This is a genomic window from Pseudomonas sp. KB_15 (assembly GCF_052114525.1).
GTDB lineage: Bacteria > Pseudomonadota > Gammaproteobacteria > Pseudomonadales > Pseudomonadaceae > Aquipseudomonas.
This window is the reverse complement of the sequence record NZ_JBFREX010000008.1, coordinates 64,066-83,672: the sequence shown is the minus strand read 5'-3', so window position 1 is coordinate 83,672 and position 19,607 is coordinate 64,066. Positions and strand designations below refer to the sequence as shown.

16 protein-coding genes and 1 pseudogene are annotated in these 19,607 nt (G+C 59.0%); 9 read left to right on the top strand and 8 right to left on the bottom strand.

Annotated elements, in window-relative coordinates:
* Positions 1–63: 63 nt before the first annotated feature.
* Entirely contained in the window at positions 64–828 is a 765-nt protein-coding gene (locus tag AB4Z35_RS11115) for a methyl-accepting chemotaxis protein (protein ID WP_442097089.1), read from the bottom strand.
* 93 nt (positions 829–921) lie between these two features.
* Positions 922–1,953 (bottom strand): annotated as a pseudogene (locus AB4Z35_RS11110) (HAMP domain-containing protein); the annotation flags it as partial.
* A 188-nt stretch (positions 1,954–2,141) separates the two neighbouring features.
* On the opposite strand from AB4Z35_RS11110, the gene AB4Z35_RS11105 reads away from it, so the two are divergent.
* On the top strand, positions 2,142–3,620 hold the full coding sequence (locus tag AB4Z35_RS11105; protein ID WP_442097045.1) for a helicase HerA-like domain-containing protein: 1,479 nt from the start codon (positions 2,142–2,144) through the stop codon (positions 3,618–3,620).
* 120 nt (positions 3,621–3,740) lie between these two features.
* On the opposite strand, the gene AB4Z35_RS11100 is transcribed toward AB4Z35_RS11105, so the two are convergent.
* Positions 3,741–4,196, bottom strand: a complete 456-nt coding sequence (locus AB4Z35_RS11100) for a DUF721 domain-containing protein (protein WP_007993705.1) — start codon at positions 4,194–4,196, stop codon at positions 3,741–3,743.
* 307 nt (positions 4,197–4,503) lie between these two features.
* Here AB4Z35_RS11100 and secA point away from each other — a divergent pair, with 307 nt between their 5' ends.
* The 4 genes from secA to AB4Z35_RS11080 all read left to right on the top strand — a co-directional run bounded on the left by secA (position 4,504) and on the right by AB4Z35_RS11080 (position 10,314).
* Positions 4,504–7,239 (top strand): preprotein translocase subunit SecA, encoded by a 2,736-nt coding sequence (secA, locus tag AB4Z35_RS11095; protein ID WP_442097044.1) that lies wholly within the window; start codon positions 4,504–4,506, stop codon positions 7,237–7,239.
* Positions 7,240–7,360: 121 nt separating this feature from the next.
* Positions 7,361–8,578 (top strand): bifunctional glutamate N-acetyltransferase/amino-acid acetyltransferase ArgJ, encoded by a 1,218-nt coding sequence (gene argJ, locus AB4Z35_RS11090; RefSeq protein ID WP_442097043.1) that lies wholly within the window; start codon positions 7,361–7,363, stop codon positions 8,576–8,578.
* 162 nt (positions 8,579–8,740) lie between these two features.
* Positions 8,741–9,373 carry a glutathione S-transferase family protein gene (locus AB4Z35_RS11085; RefSeq protein WP_442097042.1) on the top strand — a complete coding sequence of 211 codons (633 nt, stop codon included), beginning with the start codon at positions 8,741–8,743 and terminating at the stop codon, positions 9,371–9,373.
* A complete protein-coding gene (locus AB4Z35_RS11080; protein ID WP_442097041.1) occupies positions 9,370–10,314 on the top strand; it encodes a Nudix family hydrolase in 945 nt (314 codons plus the stop codon). The genes AB4Z35_RS11085 and AB4Z35_RS11080 overlap by 4 nt, the downstream gene beginning before the upstream one ends.
* A gap of 117 nt (positions 10,315–10,431) precedes the next feature.
* On the opposite strand, the gene AB4Z35_RS11075 is transcribed toward AB4Z35_RS11080, so the two are convergent.
* From AB4Z35_RS11075 to AB4Z35_RS11065, 3 genes are read right to left on the bottom strand one after another with little or no spacing between them, the layout of a single operon-like run.
* Positions 10,432–11,013, bottom strand: a complete 582-nt coding sequence (locus AB4Z35_RS11075; protein WP_442097039.1) for a cob(I)yrinic acid a,c-diamide adenosyltransferase — start codon at positions 11,011–11,013, stop codon at positions 10,432–10,434.
* Positions 11,014–11,015: 2 nt separating this feature from the next.
* On the bottom strand, positions 11,016–13,052 hold the full coding sequence (locus tag AB4Z35_RS11070; RefSeq protein WP_442097037.1) for a sensor histidine kinase: 2,037 nt from the start codon (positions 13,050–13,052) through the stop codon (positions 11,016–11,018).
* A 45-nt stretch (positions 13,053–13,097) separates the two neighbouring features.
* Entirely contained in the window at positions 13,098–14,015 is a 918-nt protein-coding gene (locus tag AB4Z35_RS11065) for a putative 2-dehydropantoate 2-reductase (RefSeq protein WP_008000744.1), read from the bottom strand.
* A 135-nt stretch (positions 14,016–14,150) separates the two neighbouring features.
* Between AB4Z35_RS11065 and AB4Z35_RS11060 the strand changes: the two genes are divergently transcribed.
* Entirely contained in the window at positions 14,151–14,636 is a 486-nt protein-coding gene (locus AB4Z35_RS11060; RefSeq protein WP_007990750.1) for a YajQ family cyclic di-GMP-binding protein, read from the top strand.
* Between the two features lie 137 nt (positions 14,637–14,773).
* On the top strand, positions 14,774–15,616 hold the full coding sequence (locus AB4Z35_RS11055) for a mechanosensitive ion channel family protein (protein WP_008000743.1): 843 nt from the start codon (positions 14,774–14,776) through the stop codon (positions 15,614–15,616).
* A gap of 144 nt (positions 15,617–15,760) precedes the next feature.
* On the opposite strand, the gene AB4Z35_RS11050 is transcribed toward AB4Z35_RS11055, so the two are convergent.
* Positions 15,761–17,089, bottom strand: a complete 1,329-nt coding sequence (locus AB4Z35_RS11050; RefSeq protein ID WP_442097035.1) for an OprD family porin — start codon at positions 17,087–17,089, stop codon at positions 15,761–15,763.
* 909 nt (positions 17,090–17,998) lie between these two features.
* Between AB4Z35_RS11050 and AB4Z35_RS11045 the strand changes: the two genes are divergently transcribed.
* Together AB4Z35_RS11045 and AB4Z35_RS11040 are read left to right on the top strand one after the other, a co-directional pair.
* Positions 17,999–18,424: an HIT domain-containing protein gene (locus AB4Z35_RS11045; RefSeq protein WP_007995645.1), complete on the top strand. Its 426-nt coding sequence runs from the start codon at positions 17,999–18,001 to the stop codon at positions 18,422–18,424.
* A 3-nt stretch (positions 18,425–18,427) separates the two neighbouring features.
* Complete coding sequence (locus AB4Z35_RS11040; protein ID WP_007977339.1) at positions 18,428–18,634, top strand: SlyX family protein; 207 nt, start codon at positions 18,428–18,430, stop codon at positions 18,632–18,634.
* 64 nt (positions 18,635–18,698) lie between these two features.
* On the opposite strand, the gene AB4Z35_RS11035 is transcribed toward AB4Z35_RS11040, so the two are convergent.
* A complete protein-coding gene (locus tag AB4Z35_RS11035) occupies positions 18,699–19,301 on the bottom strand; it encodes a cold-shock protein (RefSeq protein WP_007995644.1) in 603 nt (200 codons plus the stop codon).
* Between the last annotated feature and the right edge of the window lie 306 nt (positions 19,302–19,607).

The window sequence follows — 19,607 nt, the reverse complement described above, 5'->3', positions numbered from 1 at the left end:
TTTGTCGCACTGGAGATCTACTGTGGGAGCGAGCTTGCTCGCGATGAGGCTGGTGAGGTTGCCTCAGATCCTGAAACTACCCACCAACTGCTTCAACCGCGCCGCCTGCTGCTCAAGGTCCGAGCACGCGCGCAACGTGGATTGCAGGTTTTCCACACCTTCCTGGTTCAGCGTATTGATCTCGGTGATGTCGACGTTGATCGACTCCACCACCGCAGTCTGTTCCTCGGTCGCAGTGGCCACCGACTGGTTCATGCCGTCGATTTCACCGATACGCAGCGTCACGCTGTTCAGGCGTTCGCCCGCGAGGTTGGCGATTTCCACGCTGTCCTGGCTGTGGCGCTGGCTGTCGCTCATGGTGCTGACCGATTCCCGGGCACCGATTTGCAGCTCCTCGATCATGGTTTGCACCTGTTGCGCCGACTCCTGCGTGCGGTGTGCCAGGTTGCGCACCTCGTCCGCCACCACGGCAAAACCGCGACCGGCCTCACCGGCGCGGGCGGCTTCAATCGCGGCGTTGAGCGCCAGCAGGTTGGTTTGCTGGGAAATGCTGGTGATCACTTCGAGAATCTGCCCGATGTTCACGGTTTTGCTGTTCAGCGATTCGATATTGGAACTCGATGCGCTCAGCATGCTCGACAGTTGATTCATCGCCACGATGCTGCGATCCACCACTTGCTGGCCGTCTTCGGCCAGGCTGCGGGCATCGCTGGCCTGGCTCGAAGCCTGCGCCGCATTGCGGGCGATTTCCTGGGCGGCGGCGCCGAGCTGATTGATCGCGGCCGCAACGCTGCTGGTGCGCGAGGCTTGCTGGTCGGAGTTGAACATCGACGAGTTGGAAGCGGCCACCACGCGCAACGCCACTTCGTTGACTTGCCCGGTCGCCGAGGATACTTCGCGGATCGAGCCGTGAATGCGCTCGACGAAGCGGTTGAACGCGGTGCCGAGGGATCCGAATTCGTCGTTGTTCTGGATGGTCAGGCGCTTGGTCAGGTCGCCTTCGCCGTCGGCGATGTCAGCCATGGCACGGGTCATGACGTGCAAAGGCTGGATCAGGAGGCGGATCAACATGCCGAGCAGGGCGATGATGATGGCCACGGCAATGATCGTCGCAATTACCGCGGAGGTGCGGAATTCGCTGAGCATCGAGTAGGCTTTTTCTTTGTCGACCGACAGACCTATGTACCAGTTGACCGACGACAAGCCTTTGATCGGGGTGAAGGTCACGATGCGGGTTTTGCCGTCGACCTGGATTTCGCTCAGTGCGCTGCTGATGGCCGGCGTGTCTTGCGGGTAGACATCCTTGAGCGTCTTCATCGCCAGCGCTTTGTCGGGATGTACCAGGATCTTGCCGTCGGAACTGACCAGGAAGGCATAACCCTTGCCGTCGAAATCCAGTGTGCCAAGGCTGTCAGCGATCACCTGCAAACTCAGGTCGCCACCGACCACGCCGATGTTCTGGCCGTCCTTGATAACGCTGTCGACAATGGAAATCACCAGCTGGCCGGAGGCCAGATCGATATAAGGCTCGGTTAAAGCCGAACCGCTGCTGCCTTGTGCGCTCTTGTACCAAGGGCGTGCACGCGGGTCATAGCCATCGGGCATCTTGCTGTCCGGGCGAATGATGAAAGTGCCATCCTTGCTGCCGAGGTAGGCGCCCATGAAGGTCGAGGTCACGGCTTTTTGTACAAGCAGCCTGGAAACGTTGTCAGCATCGGGATTGAGCGCGACAGTTTGTGACAGGTTTTCAATCAGCAGGCTGCGCCCGTTCAACCAGGTCTGGATATTGTTGGCGGTCACTGCGCCCATTTCCTGAAGATAATTTTCCAGGTCTTCGCGAATGGCGTTGCGCTGCAAATAGTCGTTGTACAGCGTGAATGAGGCGAAGGCGGCAATAACAATGAGGGCGGCGGCAAGCAGGATTTTATGGCTGAAACGCAGATTTTTGTTCATGGCTTGGGGTTCCGCTAAGGTCTTAATGTCCAGCGCGTGCTTTTATAAAGGGGCGCACAACGGGCAAGGTTGAAAGCAAGTGAATTTTCCGACTCTCCTTAGGGAAATTTCTGGCCAGATCGTGTCTGACTGCTTTGTCGTTATCTCTATCGGCCGTGTAGGACCAAAGATTAATCATGGGTGACAAAATGCCTGACTCATTGCAACTCGTTATCGGCGCCGATCTCGAAGGGCTGCCGGTTGCCCAGGCCATGCGCCTGGCGAACCGCCACGGTTTGATCGCGGGCGCGACCGGCACCGGCAAGACCGTCACTTTGCAACGAATGGCCGAAGCCTTCAGCGATGCCGGCGTGGCGGTGTTCGCCGCTGACATCAAGGGTGACCTGTGCGGCCTCGGCGCTGCGGGCAACCCTCAGGGCAAGATCGCCGAGCGGATTGCCGGGATGCCCTGGCTCAACCACAAGCCTCAGGCTTATCCGGTGACGTTGTGGGACGTACAGGGTCAGTCCGGTCATCCGTTGCGCACGACTTTGAGTGAAATGGGGCCGTTGCTGCTGGGCAGTCTGCTGGAATTGACCGACAGTCAGCAGTCGGCGTTGTACGCCGCGTTCAAGGTAGCGGACCGCGAAGGCCTGTTGTTGCTGGATCTGAAGGATCTGAAAGCGTTGCTCAATCACCTGCGGGACAACCCCCTGTTGCTGGGCGACGATGCGGCATTGATGACCACCGGTTCCAGTCAGGCATTGCTGCGGCGTCTGGCGACCCTGGAGCAACAGGGCGCCGAGGCCCTGTTCGGCGAGCCGGCGCTGCAACTCGAAGATATCCTCCAACCCACTGCCGATGGCCGCGGGCGCATTCATTTGCTGGATGCCAGTCGTCTTGTGCATGAAGCGCCGAAAGTCTACGCGACGTTCCTGCTGTGGCTGCTGGCCGAGCTGTTCGAGCAGTTGCCAGAGCGTGGCGATGCCGAAAAACCGTTGCTGGCGCTGTTCTTCGACGAGGCCCACTTGCTGTTCAATGGTACGCCCCAGGCATTGCGTGACCGTCTGGAACAAGTCGTGAGGCTGATTCGTTCGAAAGGTGTGGGCGTGTATTTCGTCACCCAGTCGCCCGGTGACCTGCCGGATGATGTACTGGCGCAGTTGGGCTTGCGCATCCAGCATGGCTTGCGTGCGTTCACCGCCAAGGAGCAAAAGTCCCTGCGCGCAGTGGCCGAAGGTTTCCGGCCGAATCCGGCGTTCGATACGTTGTCGGTGTTGACCGAGCTCGGGATCGGCGAGGCGCTGGTCGGCACCCTGCAGGAAAAGGGCACGCCGGAAATGGTCCAGCGGGTGCTGGTAGCACCGCCGCAATCGCGGATCGGGCCGTTGACCGCTGCCGAGCGCACGGCGCTGATTGCCGGTTCGCCGTTGCAGGGGCGTTATGACAAGCCGATTGACCGTGAATCAGCCTATGAAGTGCTGATGGGACGCAAGGGACTGGCACCTGAGCCCGAGGCGGAGCAGGGCAAGGAGGAACCGAGTTTCACCGAACAGGCGGGAGAGTTCCTCGGCACAGCGGCAGGGAAGGCACTGAAATCGGCGATGCAACAGGCGGCGAACCAGATTGGCCGACAGTTGGTGCGCGGGTTGATGGGCTCATTGCTGGGTGGCAGCAAACGCCGCTAGCTTGAGCGAACACAGTCAGTGTAGGAGCGAGCCTGCTCGCGATAGCGGTCTGACATTCAACTTTTATGCTGACTGTTACACCGTCATCGCGAGCAAGCCCGCTCCCACATTAGTCCTGTGTCAGGATTTGGTCTTGGCGTGCGCCGCCAGTCGCTCCAGCGCTGCCCGCAGATTCGGGTCGCTGATTCCGTCGGCCGTGGCCTGGATGGTCGCGGCCGCATCATCCGACAGATCCATGGTGTGCCCGGCCGCGCCCCGCTGGACGGTAGGCGGCTGCACCTTGAACAGGATTCGCGTCAGGCTGGCAAACTCGTCGAACAGTTGCAGTTGCCGTTGCAGGCGCTTCTGCTGGTAGCGCAGGCGGGTGGCCCAATGACCGTCGGTGACAATCAGCAACAAACTTCCTTCGCGCCAGGAAGCCACGTGGCAATGCTCGCGAGCGGCGGGTTGCAATTGGCTTTCGAGCAATCGTTGCAGATGACCCAGGCGTTGTGCGTGGCCGAGAATGGCTTTCAGCGGCTTGGCTTCGCGTAGTAGAACGGCAGGTACTTTGGCCGTAAGTGGGCGAAATGCCATGATCAGACACCTGAAGTAACAGAGGCGCCATAGTAGCAGAAAGCACCGAATGCACCCGCCCATTGCTTTTGTGGTCGCTTTACCCATTAAATCAACAACTAACTTCTGCCTTGAACGGCTTGAAGTTGAGCAAAACGCCCTTATTTTAAGTGAGCCCCGTCAAAGCGCTGTGCCAGCATCGTGGAATATCGCCACTTTCCTCTCCATCGTTTCCGGGTAGAATGCTCGTTCGCATGCGGCCATGAGGGCTGCACGGGCGACTCACGGGGCCGCCCTCCATCCCTTTAGTGTGGAAGATCCTGCCGATATGTTTGCGCCTTTGTTAAAGAAACTTTTTGGAAGCAAGAACGAGCGTGAAGTCAAACGCATGCTCAAGACGGTGCAACTCGTCAATGCCTTCGAAGAGCAAATGGTGGCCCTTTCGGACGATCAATTGCGTGCCAAGACCAGCGAGTTCAAGGCCCGCATCGCCAAAGGGGAATCCCTCGACAAACTGCTGCCAGAAGCCTTTGCGGTCGCCCGCGAAGCCGGCAAGCGTGTCATGGGCATGCGCCACTTCGATGTCCAGCTGATCGGCGGCATGACCTTGCATGAAGGCATGATCGCGGAAATGCGTACCGGTGAAGGCAAGACCCTGGTGGCAACACTGGGCGTTTACCTCAACGCGCTGTCCGGCAACGGCGTGCACGTTGTGACGGTGAACGACTACCTGGCCCGCCGTGACGCCAACTGGATGCGCCCGCTGTATGAATTCCTCGGCCTGACGGTCGGCGTTGTCACGCCGTTCCAGCCGCCGGAAGAGAAGCGCGCTGCCTACGCCGCCGACATCACCTACGGCACCAACAACGAATTCGGTTTCGATTACCTGCGCGACAACATGGCGTTCAGCATGGAAGAAAAATTCCAGCGCGAACTCAATTTTGCCGTGATCGACGAAGTCGACTCCATCCTCATCGACGAAGCCCGTACGCCGCTGATCATTTCCGGTCAGGCCGAGGACAGCTCCAAGCTGTACATCGAGATCAACAAACTGATCCCGCGGCTTGAATTGCATATCGAAGAGGTTGAAGGCGAAGTCACCAAGGCCGGCCATTACACCGTCGACGAGAAGACCCGTCAGGTCGAGCTCAACGAAGCAGGTCATCAATTCGTTGAAGAGTCGCTAACCTCCCTCGGCCTGCTGGCTGAAGGCGAGAGCCTGTACTCGGCCCACAACCTGAGCCTGCTGACTCACGTTTACGCCGGCCTGCGCGCGCACAAGCTGTTCAATCGCAACGTCGAATACATCGTGCAGGACGGTCAGGTCGTACTGGTCGACGAGCACACCGGCCGTACCATGCCGGGCCGCCGCTTGTCCGAAGGCCTGCACCAGGCCATCGAAGCCAAGGAAAACCTGAACATCCAGGCCGAAAGCCAGACCCTGGCGTCGACCACCTTCCAGAACTACTTCCGTCTGTACAACAAGCTGTCCGGCATGACCGGTACGGCCGACACCGAAGCGTTCGAGTTCCACCAGATCTATGGCCTGCAGGTGATGGTGATTCCACCGAACAAGCCGCTGGCCCGTAAAGACTACAACGACCTGGTGTTCCTGACCGCCGACGAGAAATACGCGGCAATCGTGGCCGACATCAAGGAAAGCATGGCCGCAGGCCGTCCGGTTCTGGTCGGTACTGCCACCATCGAAACCTCCGAGCACATGTCCGGCCTGCTCGTGAAGGAAGGCATCGAACACAAGGTTCTGAACGCCAAGTTCCACGAAAAGGAAGCCGAGATCATTGCCCAGGCCGGTCGCCCGGGCGCACTGACCATCGCCACCAACATGGCCGGTCGTGGTACCGACATCCTGTTGGGCGGTAACTGGGAAGTGGAAGTGGCCTCGCTGGAAAACCCGACCCCTGAGCAGATTGCCCAGATCAAGGCCGACTGGCAGAAGCGTCACCAGCAAGTGCTCGAGTCGGGCGGTTTGCAGGTGATTGCGTCCGAGCGTCACGAATCGCGCCGTATCGACAACCAGCTGCGTGGTCGTGCCGGTCGTCAGGGCGACGCCGGTTCCAGCCGCTTCTATCTGTCGCTGGAAGACAGCCTGATGCGCATCTTCGCCTCTGACCGGGTGAAGAACTTCATGAAGGCCCTGGGCATGCAGCCCGGCGAAGCGATCGAGCACCGCATGGTGACCAACGCCATCGAAAAGGCCCAGCGCAAGGTTGAAGGCCGCAACTTCGACATTCGCAAACAACTGCTCGAGTTCGACGACGTCAACAACGAACAGCGTAAAGTGATCTATCACATGCGTAACACGTTGCTGGCCGCCGACAACATCGGTGAGACCATCGCCGACTTCCGTCAGGACGTGCTCAGTGCCACGGTCAGCGCACACATTCCTCCGCAATCGCTGCCTGAGCAGTGGGACGTGGCCGGTCTGGAAGCTGCGTTGCAGAGCGATTTCGGTGTGGCGCTGCCGATCCAGCAGTGGCTCGACGAAGACGATCACCTGTACGAAGAAACCCTGCGCGAGAAACTGATGCAGGAACTGATCGCGGCGTACAACGAGAAAGAAGACCAGGCGGGCGCCGAAGCGCTGCGCACCTTCGAGAAACAAATCGTTCTGCGCGTACTGGACGACCTGTGGAAAGACCACCTGTCGACCATGGATCACCTGCGCCACGGCATCCACTTGCGTGGTTATGCCCAGAAGAACCCGAAGCAGGAGTACAAACGCGAGTCGTTCACCCTGTTCTCCGAGTTGCTGGATTCGATCAAGCGCGACTCGATCCGTGTGCTGTCCCACGTTCAGGTTCGCCGCGAAGACCCGATCGAAGAAGAGCAGCGCCTGCGTCAGGAAGCCGAGGCATTGGCCGCTCGCATGCAGTTCCTGCATGAAGAAGCCCCAGGCCTGGAGCATCCGGAAGTGTTGGGTGAAGAGGTCGATGTTGCCCTCGCTGCTGCGCCGGTTCGCAACGAGCAGAAGCTGGGTCGTAACGAGCTGTGCTATTGCGGTTCGGGCAAGAAGTTCAAGCATTGCCACGGGCAGATTCAGTAAACCCCGTTTCAAACGCTGAAATACCCGCGCCGCGACCGGCTTCTGCCGTCGCGGCGTTTTACCATTCGAACCACCGTTTTTCCTGAAGCGGTGCTGACATCATCTATAAAGGAGCGCATTCATGGCTGTTGGTCTTGGTCCTTTGCCAACGTTGCACCCGGTTGCCGGTTTTGAACTCGGTATCGCCTCGGCCGGCATCAAGCGCCCAGGGCGCAAGGATGTTGTGGTCATGCGCTGTGTTGAAGGCTCCACGGTTGCCGGCGTGTTCACCCTGAACGCGTTTTGCGCTGCTCCGGTGATCCTGGCCAGGCAACGCGTGCAAGGCCCTGTGCGTTACCTGCTGACCAACACCGGCAATGCCAACGCCGGCACCGGCGAACCTGGCCTGGCCGCCGCCGAGCGCACCTGCGCCAGGTTGGCGGAACTGACCGGTGTCGATGCCAGCCAGGTGTTGCCGTACTCCACCGGTGTGATTGGCGAGCCACTGCCGGTCGAGAAAATCGAAGGCGCGCTGCAGGCTGCCCTCGATGATCTGTCGATCCACAACTGGGAAGCTGCCGCCACCGGCATCATGACCACCGACACCCTGCCAAAAGGTGCCAGCCGTCAGTTCCAGCACGACGGTGTGACCATCACCGTTACCGGCATCAGCAAAGGCGCCGGCATGATTCGCCCGAACATGGCGACCATGCTCGGCTACATTGCCACCGACGCCAAGGTTTCCCGCGACGTTCTGCAAAATCTGATGCTCGATGGCGCCAACAAGTCGTTCAACCGCATCACCATCGATGGTGACACGTCGACCAACGACTGCTGCATGCTGATCGCCACCGGTCAGGCTGCGCTGCCGGAAATCACCCGCGCCGAGGGCGAGTTGTTCGCCAAGTTGAAGCAAGCGGTGTTTGAAGTGTGCATGGACGTGGCCCAGGCCATCGTTCGCGACGGCGAAGGCGCGACCAAATTCGTGACCGTTGAAGTCAACGGCGGCGGCAATCACCAGGAATGCCTGGACGTTGGTTACACCGTGGCTCACTCGCCGCTGATCAAGACCGCATTGTTTGCTTCCGACCCGAACTGGGGCCGTATCCTGGCCGCTGTTGGTCGCGCCGGTGTGTCGAACCTGGACGTGAGCAAGATCGACGTGTTCCTTGGTGAAGTGTGCATTGCCAGCCGTGGCGCGCGCGCCGCGACCTACACCGAAGCCCAGGGCGCGGCGGTGATGCAGCAGGAAGAAATCACCATCCGTATCGAGTTGGGTCGTGGCGATTGCAGCGAAACCATCTGGACCACCGACCTGTCCCACGAATACGTGAAGATCAACGCCGAGTACCGTACTTAAGACCGGGTCGACCCGATCGCGGGCAAGCCCGCTCCCACAGGTTCAGTGGCGTACACAAACATTGTGTTCAGCGCGGTCACTGTGGGAGCGGGCTTGCCCGCGATGACGGATGACCAGACGCTAGAGATTTTGGCCTGTCCCCCCCATCAAAAGGTCCCGACTATGAGCCTGCACCTGATCATCGGCGACAAACTGCTTTCTTCCTGGTCCCTGCGCGGCGCCCTGGCTCTCGATCTGACTGGCGCTGCCTACACCGAAGAACTGATCAAACTGAACCAGCCTGACACCCGCGAGCGTCTGCTCAAGCATTCGCCGACCGGCAAGGTCCCGCTGTTGAAAACCGAACACGGCACCATCGCCGACTCCCTGGCGATTGCCGAATACCTGGCAGAACAGTTTCCGGCCGCCGGCCTCTGGCCGAAAGACATCGCCGCCCGTGCCCAGGCGCGCTCGGCGTGTGCGCAGATGCACAGCGGATTCTTCGCCATGCGCGGCAACATGCCGTTTGACCTGAGCCATGACGCCCCGTTGTCGCCGGTCCCGGCTGACGTTCAGGCCGACATCGAACGCATGTCGGCGCTGTGGGCCGAATGCCGTGCTGCCGCGACCGAAACCGGGCCGTACCTGTTTGGCCGTGCAACCCTGGCTGACGTGTTTTTCGCACCGATTGCCGTGCGCTTGCGCACCTATCAGGTAAAGCTGTCTGCAACTGACGAAGCCTACGTTGAAACCCTCTACCAATGGCCGGCTTTCAAGGCCTGGCAGAAGGCCGGACTGGAGGAGTTGGAAAAGTGAAACGTGTCCATGTCGCCGCCGCCGTCATCCGCGATGGCAGTGGCCAAATCCTGATCGCCCGTCGTGCCGACTCACAGCACCAGGGCGGCTTGTGGGAGTTTCCAGGCGGTAAGGTCGAGGCCGACGAGTCGGTCGAAACCGCACTGGCCCGCGAACTTCATGAAGAGCTAGGCATCGTGGTCGGCGCTGCGCGCCCGCTGATCAAGATCCGGCACGATTACCCGGACAAGCAAGTGTTGCTGGATGTCTGGGAAGTATCGTCGTTTACCGGCGAGCCTCACGGCGCCGAAGGCCAACCGCTGGCCTGGGTGGCGCCCCGCGACTTGTCGGGTTACGAGTTTCCGGCGGCCAATCAGCCGATCGTCGCGGCCGCACGGTTGCCCGAGCAGTACTTGATCACTCCGGAAGACCTGGAAACCCCGGCCTTGCTGCGGGGAATCCAGAAAGCCATCGCGGGAGGCATCAAGCTGATCCAGTTGCGTGCACCGAACGGCTACGACCCGAAATACCGCGACCTGGCTGTCGATGCGGTGGGGCTGTGTGCCGGCAAGGCGCAGTTGATGATCAAGGGGCCGTTCGAATGGCTCGGAGACTTCCCGTCCGCGGGTTGGCACATTACTTCGGCGCAGCTGCGCAAGTACGCAGCGGCTGGCCGACCGCTACCGGCATCGCGCTGGCTGGCGGCGTCGTGCCATAACGCGCAAGAGCTGGCGCTGGCCGAACAGATGGGCGTGGATTTCGTGACCCTGTCGCCGGTTCAACCCACCCTGACTCACCCAGGCGCCGAGCCGTTGGGTTGGGAGCAGGCCTCGAGCTTGATCGAAGGGTTCAGCAAGCCGGTGTTCCTGCTCGGAGGTGTTGGCCCGGCAGAGGTCGAGAAGGCTTGGGCTGTGGGCGCGCAAGGGGTGGCGGGGATTCGGGCGTTTTGGCCTGAAGTCTGATTTTGTAGCGTTCCTGCTGGCCTCTTCGCGAGCAAGCCCGCTCCCACAGGTTTTGTGATCGCCACAAATCCACTGTGGGAGCGGGCTTGCCCGCGAAGGCGGCCTGACAGCCGCCGACTATTTTTCAGGTTTTGCCGCAGGCTGCCAAAGTATCTCCGCCACGCCCTGACGCCTGGCAATCAGTCGCGCCACCACAAACAACAAATCCGACAACCGATTGATATACGCCAGTCCAACCCCGGCCAGCGGTTCAATCGCATTTAGCTGCTGACACCGCCGCTCGGCACTGCGCGCCAGGCTGCGGCAGACATGAGCCTGGGCAATCAGCGCCGAGCCACCGGGCAAGATGAAGTTTTCCAGTGGTCCCAATTCTTCATTCCACACATCGATCGCCGCCTCCAGGCGCTCGACTTCTGCTGCATTGAGCGCCTGATAGACCGGCATTGCCAGCTCACCACCCAGATCAAACAACCGATGCTGGCAGGGAGCCAATACCTCGATCACTTCGTTCAGGCCTGGAAACTGGCCCGCTTGCGCCGCCAATCCGGCCAGCAACACGCCCACCTGACTGTTCAGCGTATCGACTTCGCCAATGGCCTCGATCCGCGGGTGATCCTTGGGTACGCGACGGCCATCGCCCAGCCCGGTCTCGCCTTTGTCGCCAGTGCGGGTGTAAATCTTCGACAAACGAAAGCCCATGGTTACCTCGATAGCAGATTGAGTTCTTGCGAGACAGGTGGCGTGTTTGCCAGGGGCAGGCGCAAGGTGAAGCAAGTGCCTTGGCCCAGAGTCGATTGCACTTCCATCTGCCCCTTGTGGTTGTTGGTGATAATGAAGTACGACACCGATAGCCCAAGGCCGGTGCCCTGGCCGATTTCCTTCGTCGTGAAGAACGGCTCGAAAGTCCGTTTGCGCACGCTTTCGCTCATGCCGATGCCGTTGTCCTCGACCTGAATTTCCGCCCACGGCGGATTGAGCCTGGTGCGCAGAATGATCCGCCCCGGCTCGCTGTCGTCGTCGCGCTGGTGAATGGCTTGCGCGGCGTTTTTCAACAGGTTGAGCAGCACCTGCTCCAGTTCGTTGGCGGTGCCGGGGACCGGTCCCAGCGCCGGATCGAACTGACGAATGATGGCCTGGCCCTTGAAATCGAAGCCGATCGCCAGGTCGAAATCGTTGCCGGCGATCTCCACCGCCTGGTCGATCAGGGCGGGCAAATCGCACGGAGCCATCTGACGGGTGCTGCGGCGGCTGAAACTGAGCATGTGGGTGACAATTTTGGCGGCCCGGGCACCGGCCTGCTGGATGCCGTCAAGCAACTGTGGCACCTCGCGGATTTGTAGATACTGGTTGACCGTCGTCAGCTCGATTCCGGCGTGTTCAGCCAGTTCAAGGTTCTTCGGCAGGTCGGGGGACAGGCGTCGTCGAATGTTTTGCACGTTGTGCAGGATCGCACCCAGCGGGTTGTTGATCTCGTGGGCCATGCCGGCGGCAAGTCCACCAACCGAAAGCATTTTCTCCGACTGCACCATCATCTCTTCCAGGGACAGGCGCTGGGTGATGTCGTCGATCCGGATCACCACGCCACGCCCGGCACCGCCCATCAATGGATAGAAGGTCAGGGCATAGTGGCGAGGGTCGTCGTCCTTGAGCCAGGTGACACGTTCGATTTTGGCCACCGTATGTTGCTCGACCGTTTGCTTGAGTTGCGGCAAGAACGGCTTGAGCGGTTCAAAGGCAAGGAAGATCGGCTGGTTCAGGGCTTCGTCGAGGCGTGTACCGGACAGGGCGCTGGCCTCCTGGTTCCATTGCGTCACATAGAGCTGTTCGTCGAGGGCGATCAGCGCCGACGGCATGGAGTCAATGATGCTGTTGAGGTAGTTCTGAAAACCGGTGAGCTTTTTCTCGATCTTGCTGCGCACCTGGACTTCGAGTTCCAGTTTGCGGTTGGTGTGCCGGGTTTCTTCGGCCAGCCCCTGGGCCTGGTCGTAGGCGGCCTGGGAGTCGTCCCTGGCCCGCTTGAGTTGCTGCTCCCGGGCCTCGATCCGCGAAAGCATGGTGTTGAACGCTTCGGCGAGGCTGCCGATTTCATCATGGTTGCCGCGAGAGGCGCGCAGGGCATAGTTCTCTTCGCGGGTCACCTGCCGGGACAGTTCTTCGAGCTGATGGATCGGTCGGGTAATCAGGCGCTTGATCTGACGGGCAATGACCAGCCAGAGCAGTACACTGAATATCAGAATCCCCAGGCTGGCCGTCAGGGTCCCGGTGTAGAACGCCACCGGCAGTTCACTGCTGGCCACCAGCAGCAAATGCCCCGGTGAAGTTCCGGGGCGGGGCAGGGTGATGACCTGGTTGCTGCGAAACTCGGTCACCTGCCAGTCTTCGATATGCCGGAACCGTTTCGGCAGCTCCAGTTTGTCGCCGCTTTGTAGCTGCGCCAACTGCTCGCCCTTGCCGTCATACAGGACTGCCGCGCGCAGCGGTGAATAACTGTTGAGTTCGTTGAGCAGGCGCTCGGCGCTTTGCGGCGATTCCAGGGCTTCGGACACCAGGCTCGGGTTCGACACCAGTCGGCCGATGGTCTGCAGGGCCTGTGGCGCCATGCTTTCCTGGGAAATGTAATAGGCGGCGCTGATGAAGGTCAGGTTGGCGACCAGCAGGACAGTGATCAACAGGACCAGCAGGGCGGCCAGCAGTTTCTGGCCGACAGGCAGGTTTTCAAGGCGCTGGCGCAATGGCATCGGGTTCATCGCTGAAAAGGAACAAGTGGCCAGCGTAGCCGCTGCTCAGTCGCTGGGCAATCCAAGGCTTTGCAGGCGAGCAATCAACCTCGACTCAAGCTGATTGAGGTGAGGCAGGTTCAGTTGATGACGCCCGGCCACTTTGCAGGCGTAACCCAGCAGGTAGCTGATTTCTGTGCGGCGCTGGCTAGTGACGTCCTGATGCATCGAGGAGTAGTTGGCTGCGGTGGCGTGAATCACCCGCTCGACTTCCTGTTGCAGGTTTTCGGCCGCTGCCGGCTGACCACAACGGTCAAGCAACTCCACCAGTTCACCGCACAGGGTGGCGACTTCGCAGTGATGTTGCTGTAAACCGCCGTTGCGGCAATCGTGCAACACCGTCAGCGGATTGATCGCACAGTTGAGGGCGAGCTTGCGCCACAGCCTGGTCAGAATCTCCGTGCTCCACTCGTGAGGGATGCCGGCAGCGCTCAAGTCATCGAGCCAGATCGGCGCGACCGGATGGCTGGCATCCCCCAGCCAGGTGAAACCATGCCCGGCAAACACCACGCGCCAGTCGCCATCGCGAAAGGCGCCTTCGGTGCTCGACGCACAGATGCAGCGTGCCTGAGGCACCTGTGCCGCCACCGCGTCCTGACTGCCCAGGCCATTTTGCAGCAGGATCAGTTCGGCGCCGGGGGCCAGGCGGGGCGCCAGCCGGGCCACCGCACTTTCGGTATCGTAGGCTTTGCAGGCCACCAGCAGGCGGTTGATCGGCTGCGTGCTGTCGGCGGTCTCGGCGGGCACGGCATAGTGTTGCGCCTCGCCGTGTTCCACCAGTGTCAATCCACCGGCCGCCTCATAGGCTTGCAGCCTCGCGGTGTCCCGCAGGATCAGCCTGACTGGCACTCCGGCCCGTGCCAGACGTGTCGCCCATAAAGTGCCGAGGCTGCCGGCGCCCAGAACATGCCAGGTGGTGGACATCAGCTTTTTGCTCTGTTTAAGGCGTGCATCGGCAGCTCACAGTGAATGATGGGAAAGACCCGTTATAATCAGCGCGGATTTTAACCGCAAGCCAGGCGTGCTCCATCGGTGCGCCTTTATATTTGGAGAGATTACATGCCGTCGTTCGACGTGGTATCCGAACTGGACAAACACGAAGTCACCAACGCGGTCGAGAACGCCGTCAAGGAACTCGATCGTCGTTATGACCTGAAAGGCAAAGGCAGCTTCGAGTTCAAGGAAAAAGACCTGACCGTCAACCTGACCGCGGAAGCGGATTTCCAGCTCGAAGCAATGATTGAGATCCTCAAGCTGGCGCTGGTCAAGCGCAAAATCGACGTACAGTGCCTTGAGGTCAAGGATGCTTTTGCGTCGGGCAAGCTGATGAAGCAGGACGCCGTCCTCAAAGAAGGTATCGACAAGGAGCTGGCGAAGAAGATCGTCGCTCACGTCAAAGACGCCAAGCTCAAGGTCCAGGCCGCCATCCAGGGTGAGCAAGTGCGCATCACCGGCAAGAAGCGTGACGACCTGCAGGAAGCCATTGCCGTGCTGCGGGCCAAGGAATTCGGTATGCCGCTGCAGTTCAACAACTTCCGCGACTGACCTCGAAAGCGGGAACCTCTTGGCATTTGCGACGTCGGAGGCCCAGGCATCGGCAGAAACGATTGAGCCCGTCGCGGTTCGATCTTTCTGCCGCTTTTTTTACGCGTGCCGGATAGCCGGAAAAAAGGAGCAAGCAGATGGACTTAAATGCTGAGGTAGACAACCTGGTCAAGGTTTCCCAAACCTGGATCCCGATGATCATGGAATACGGCAGTCGTGTACTGCTGGCGGTCATCACCCTGGCCATCGGCTGGTGGCTGATAAACAAAGTCACGAAAAAGCTCGGTGGCCTGATTGCATTGCGTAACGCCGACCTGGCGCTGCAAGGCTTTATCAGCAGCCTGGCGAACATCATCCTCAAGATCCTGCTGATCGTCAGCGTGGCTTCGATGATCGGTGTGGAAACCACCTCGTTCGTGGCGGCGATCGGTGCGGCGGGTCTGGCCATTGGTCTGGCCTTGCAGGGTAGCCTGGCGAACTTCGCCGGCGGTGTGCTGATTTTGCTGTTCCGTCCATTTCGTATCGGCGACTGGATCGAGGCTCAGGGTGTCGCCGGCACCGTCGACAGCATCCAGATTTTCCATACCGTACTGCGTACCGGTGACAACAAGACCATCATCTTGCCCAACGGCAATCTGTCGAACGGCATCATCACCAACACCAATCGTCAGCCGACCCGCAAGGTCGTGTTTGATGTAGGCGTTGATTACGAAGCGGACTTGCAGAAAGCCCGTGAAGTGTTGCTGGAACTGGCCAAGGATCCGCGTGTATTGACTGACCCGGCACCTCAGGCAGTCATTTCGACATTGGGTGACAGTTCTATCACTGTTTCCCTGCGTGTCTGGGTGAATACTGCGGATTATTGGGATGTGATGTTCATGTTCAACGAACTGTCACGTGATCGTCTGAGAGAGGCAGGCATCGATATTCCATTTCCACAGCGGGTTATTCGCGTGGTTCAGGAATCTGCTGCGCAGTGATTGGTTTTCTGGTCAATGCCTGACTATTCGGTCAGGCATGTTCTGCATGGATCTGATCGTTTAAACACACTGTTGTCACACCAACGAAAAAGGCCCATCCGAAGATGGGCCTTTTTTTGATTACCGCGAACTAACTTTCTGCAATTACAGAATGTTGAGCGGGTAGTCGGTGATCAGGCGGAACTCAGAGATATCGCCTTCGCCTTCGTCAGCATTGGCGGTGTGCCATGCTTGACGGATGCGGAACGACAGGTCTTTGGCCGGGCCGGATTGAACGACGTACTTGGCTTCCACGTTGGTTTCGTGGTGTTTGCCGTCTGCACCGTACAGACCGGTGTAGGTGCTGTTCGATGGAGTGTTGGTACCGTCGATGTTCCAGCCATTTACGTAACGAACCATGAAGCTCAGGCCAGGTACGCCGTACTCGGCCATTTTCAGGTCGTAACGGGCTTGTACCGACTTCTCGCCAGGGGCGTTGAAGTCAGAGTACTGGATGGAGTTGGCGAGGAAAATCGAGTCGCCACCACGGTTGTTGTCACCCACACCGATGTAGTCGAACGGGGTATCGCCGTTGACCTTCTGGAAGGCCAGGGTCAGGGTGTGTGCTTTCAGGAACGAGTAAGCAGCAGCCAGGGAGTAGGCGGTGTTGCTGATGTCGCCTGCTTTAGCGTTACCGGTGTCCTTGGTGTTGTAGATGTTACCGTCGAAGTTGATCGAGTTATCGCCGCCCAGTGCGAGGGTGTAGTTCGCGTTGGCGTAGTACTGGTTCCAGACGTCTTCGAGCTTGGCACCGTAAAGCGATACGCTCAGGTCCGGGGTAATGCCGTACTTGCCACCGAAGTAGTCGATGGAGTTGGCTGTCACGCCAGCGTAAGTAGCGAACAGTTCGCCGTCACGAGCGTTGCGGTCCTGGCTGGTTGCCGAGTAGAAGTGACCGGCTTCGAGGTCGAGGTCAGTAACTTCGCTGCTCTGCAGTTGGATACCGCTGGCAGTTTGGTGGAGGATACGGGAACCACCTACAGCGAACACCGGAGAGGTGCTTGGCTGCATGTCGCCGATTTTCAGCTCGGTCTTGGAGATGCGGAACTTGGCGGCAGCACCGGCTTTGCCCTGGCTGTTGTTGACTTCGCCATCAGAGTCCACGGACATGTTGCCGGAACCTGCATATTTGTCGGAACCGTCCAGCTTAATGGCCAGTTGGCCCCAAGCTTCAACGCCAACACCGATCAGACCTTGGGTGTAGCCCGAGCTGTACATGCCCTGGATGCCCTGGGTCCAGTCTTTGTCATCGACTGCGCCGTTTTTCTTGTTACGGTTGTAGTAGTAGTTGCGAACCAGCAAGTCGAGTTTGCTGTCTTCAACGAAACCTTTGGCTTCAGCCTGGTCACTTACGAAAGGGGCGGCCGTAGCCAATTGAGTACTGGCTGCTGCTGCAACTGCCAGTGCGATCATGCTCCACTTCATCACGCGCATCGTGATTTGCTCCTTTGGTTTTAGAAGAGTACTGCCGTCCCACCTGTTTTATTATCTGGGCGGCTCTTTCTTTTTGTGTCGGCGCAAACTTATATCACGCCGACAATGTTGGCGATACTTGCGTATCTAACCTTTCGCCTTCTTTACGACCCTGTCGCAAACAGCGTGCTAGATGTCGCAAATTTCCAGCTCCGACGCAACCGGGCTGACAACTTTAATGCTGTTTTCTGAACCTTGGCGTCGGTAAAAAGAGTCCTGGTGAAACGTTTGAATCTCCATCGGGCTACCTTGCCACTGTTTTTTTTGCCTCAAGACCTCCGCTTCCAGCGGGTGTCACTCAGGCGATATTGGGTATGAATGCAACAAGCGTGCACAAAACCGGGTTTTGCTGCGGTTTTTTTCTCATTAACCGCCTGACGCTGTAAAAACCTCATAAAACCGGGGGTTCAAGCACCTTTAGTTTGGGCTTGACGCCTTGCCTGACATCATGTTGTACCGTTCTGGTCGACTGAATGACAAGCAAAAATGTTACCGGTTCACCCCGCCAGTGAGTAGATGGCGGATGTCGAAGCGTTCAGCGTAGACCCACTGTGTGGTTTTGGTGCAAAAAATTTTTAGCCTGATACTGAATTCATCCAGGTCGACCGCTTGTTCGAAGCGAACTCCTTGTTGTTAATCAGTCACTTCGGCGTTTTTTGCTGGCCTGTCGGTTCTGTAATGGTGCGCCACAACGAAAAATGTCTCATCCGGGGGCGGGCTGTCAGCCTTTCGCTGGCGCTCGTGGGCTCTGTGCAAGGTTCGTCGTGAAGCGTGCGCCGTTCGCAGGTATGCTGCCGTCCGGTCGCTTGGTGCGCTGTCCCTCGGGATGGGCGCTAAGCTGAAAATGATGCCCCGGCGGGAGTGCGCGCAGTGTTCGCTTTAGATCCACGACTTCAACAAGACACGTTACCGATCGGGGACTTTCCGCTCTGCCGGTTGCTGTTGTCCAACGACTCGAACTATCCCTGGTTCATCCTGGTACCTCGTCGTGAGGCTATCAGTGAGATATTTCAGTTGGATGTCGCAGACCAGCAGCAGCTTTGGCTGGAGACGACGGCGCTTTCGCAAGTGCTCAAGGACTCGTTCGACGCGGACAAATTGAATGTTGCGGCGCTGGGCAACGTTGTCAGTCAGTTGCACATGCATGTGATTGTGCGCAAGCGCGAAGATGCAGCCTGGCCAGCGCCGGTTTGGGGTAAGCATCCGGCAAAACCCTACGGTTCGGAGCAGATCGCCGCCATTCGCGAACGTTTGCGTCTGATTTTGACCGATGATTTTACGTTTCTGGAGGGCTGAACCATGAGCCTGGAAGAGCGCGTTACCGATCTTGAAAGTCGCCTGGCGTTTCAGGATGACACCATCCAGGCATTGAATGATGTGCTGGTGGCGCAACAGCGGGTGGTCGAGCGTCTGCAGCTGCAAATGGCTGCACTGCTCAAGCGGCAGGAGGAAATGGTCGGCCAGTTCGAGTCATTCGAGGAGGAAGCGCCACCACCGCACTATTAAGCAAGGCGCAGGCATAAAAAAACCGCGAACAGCTCGGCTGTGCGCGGTTTTTTTTAGCCTTGAATCAGCGGCGCGGCAGTGCGGCGATCACATCTTCGGCTTGCAGGCCCTTGTCACGATTCATGACGGAGAACTCCACGCGCTGGCCTTCGACCAGGACGCGGTGGCCTTCGCCACGAATGGCCCGGAAGTGCACGAAAATATCGTCGCCGGAGTCGCGGGAAATAAAGCCGAAGCCTTTGGACGTGTTGAACCACTTGACGGTGCCGGTATCGCGGTTGCTCATGTCGTAGCTTGGCGAGGCGGCGACCGGTGATGACTTGTAGAAGCTGATGGCCAGGTGCAGAAAAACAGCAACCACGGCGGCGATCAGGCTGAACAGAACGGCGGGTTGACCGGCGATGACAGGCATCGGTGCGATCAGCGTCAGGGTTTGCAGGACCACAGCCAGAACCAGCAGGGCGCTGACCAGGTTTTGCAGTTGATGGCGCGGGCCTTTGTTCCAGTAAGGGATGACAGGTGCAAGTGTGAGGTTGAGCAGGCCGAAAAAGGCCAGGTACAGAGCATCGGGTTGTTGCAGGTAAGGTAAAGCCTCGGACCGCAGGCTCGGGATGAAGGACAGCAGCAAGGCCGCTGCGCCTATCAGTAGATGGACGATTTTCAACATTTTGATTAACTCACGTTAAGACAGCTCACAAGGAAGAGCTGATGGCGCACGGTTCGCTTCAAAACAATAAAGAGGCGTTGGACACGTACCCGGTATCAGCCTATGCGCCGTACCCGGAAAAATAGGCACTGGCGACACGCTGTCTATTTAACAGCAAAGCCGCGGGCTACTCAAATCAGGGCGTCCGGCGGCTCTTTTGGGGCGATTTGCCGCAGGTTGCCCGAAGTTCCGGAGCTGCGGTAAGGCGGCTGACTTACTGCCCAGCGTATGCAGGTGCATGAAAAAAACGGCGTGGATGCTTCGCAC

What these genes read in the sequence shown, in the direction of transcription:
- argJ (WP_442097043.1), top strand. Translation starts at nt 7,361, where the DNA reads ATGGCTGTTGGTCTTGGTCCTTTGCCAACGTTGCACCCGGTTGCCGGT.
- AB4Z35_RS11075 (WP_442097039.1), bottom strand. Translation starts at nt 11,013, where the DNA reads ATGGGCTTTCGTTTGTCGAAGATTTACACCCGCACTGGCGACAAAGGC.
- AB4Z35_RS11065 (WP_008000744.1), bottom strand. Translation starts at nt 14,015, where the DNA reads ATGTCCACCACCTGGCATGTTCTGGGCGCCGGCAGCCTCGGCACTTTA.
- AB4Z35_RS11035 (WP_007995644.1), bottom strand. Translation starts at nt 19,301, where the DNA reads ATGTTGAAAATCGTCCATCTACTGATAGGCGCAGCGGCCTTGCTGCTG.
- AB4Z35_RS11050 (WP_442097035.1), bottom strand. Translation starts at nt 17,089, where the DNA reads ATGCGCGTGATGAAGTGGAGCATGATCGCACTGGCAGTTGCAGCAGCA.
- AB4Z35_RS11060 (WP_007990750.1), top strand. Translation starts at nt 14,151, where the DNA reads ATGCCGTCGTTCGACGTGGTATCCGAACTGGACAAACACGAAGTCACC.
- AB4Z35_RS11105 (WP_442097045.1), top strand. Translation starts at nt 2,142, where the DNA reads ATGCCTGACTCATTGCAACTCGTTATCGGCGCCGATCTCGAAGGGCTG.
- AB4Z35_RS11055 (WP_008000743.1), top strand. Translation starts at nt 14,774, where the DNA reads ATGGACTTAAATGCTGAGGTAGACAACCTGGTCAAGGTTTCCCAAACC.
- AB4Z35_RS11100 (WP_007993705.1), bottom strand. Translation starts at nt 4,196, where the DNA reads ATGGCATTTCGCCCACTTACGGCCAAAGTACCTGCCGTTCTACTACGC.
- AB4Z35_RS11070 (WP_442097037.1), bottom strand. Translation starts at nt 13,052, where the DNA reads ATGCCATTGCGCCAGCGCCTTGAAAACCTGCCTGTCGGCCAGAAACTG.
- AB4Z35_RS11115 (WP_442097089.1), bottom strand. Translation starts at nt 828, where the DNA reads ATGTTCAACTCCGACCAGCAAGCCTCGCGCACCAGCAGCGTTGCGGCC.
- secA (WP_442097044.1), top strand. Translation starts at nt 4,504, where the DNA reads ATGTTTGCGCCTTTGTTAAAGAAACTTTTTGGAAGCAAGAACGAGCGT.
- AB4Z35_RS11040 (WP_007977339.1), top strand. Translation starts at nt 18,428, where the DNA reads ATGAGCCTGGAAGAGCGCGTTACCGATCTTGAAAGTCGCCTGGCGTTT.
- AB4Z35_RS11085 (WP_442097042.1), top strand. Translation starts at nt 8,741, where the DNA reads ATGAGCCTGCACCTGATCATCGGCGACAAACTGCTTTCTTCCTGGTCC.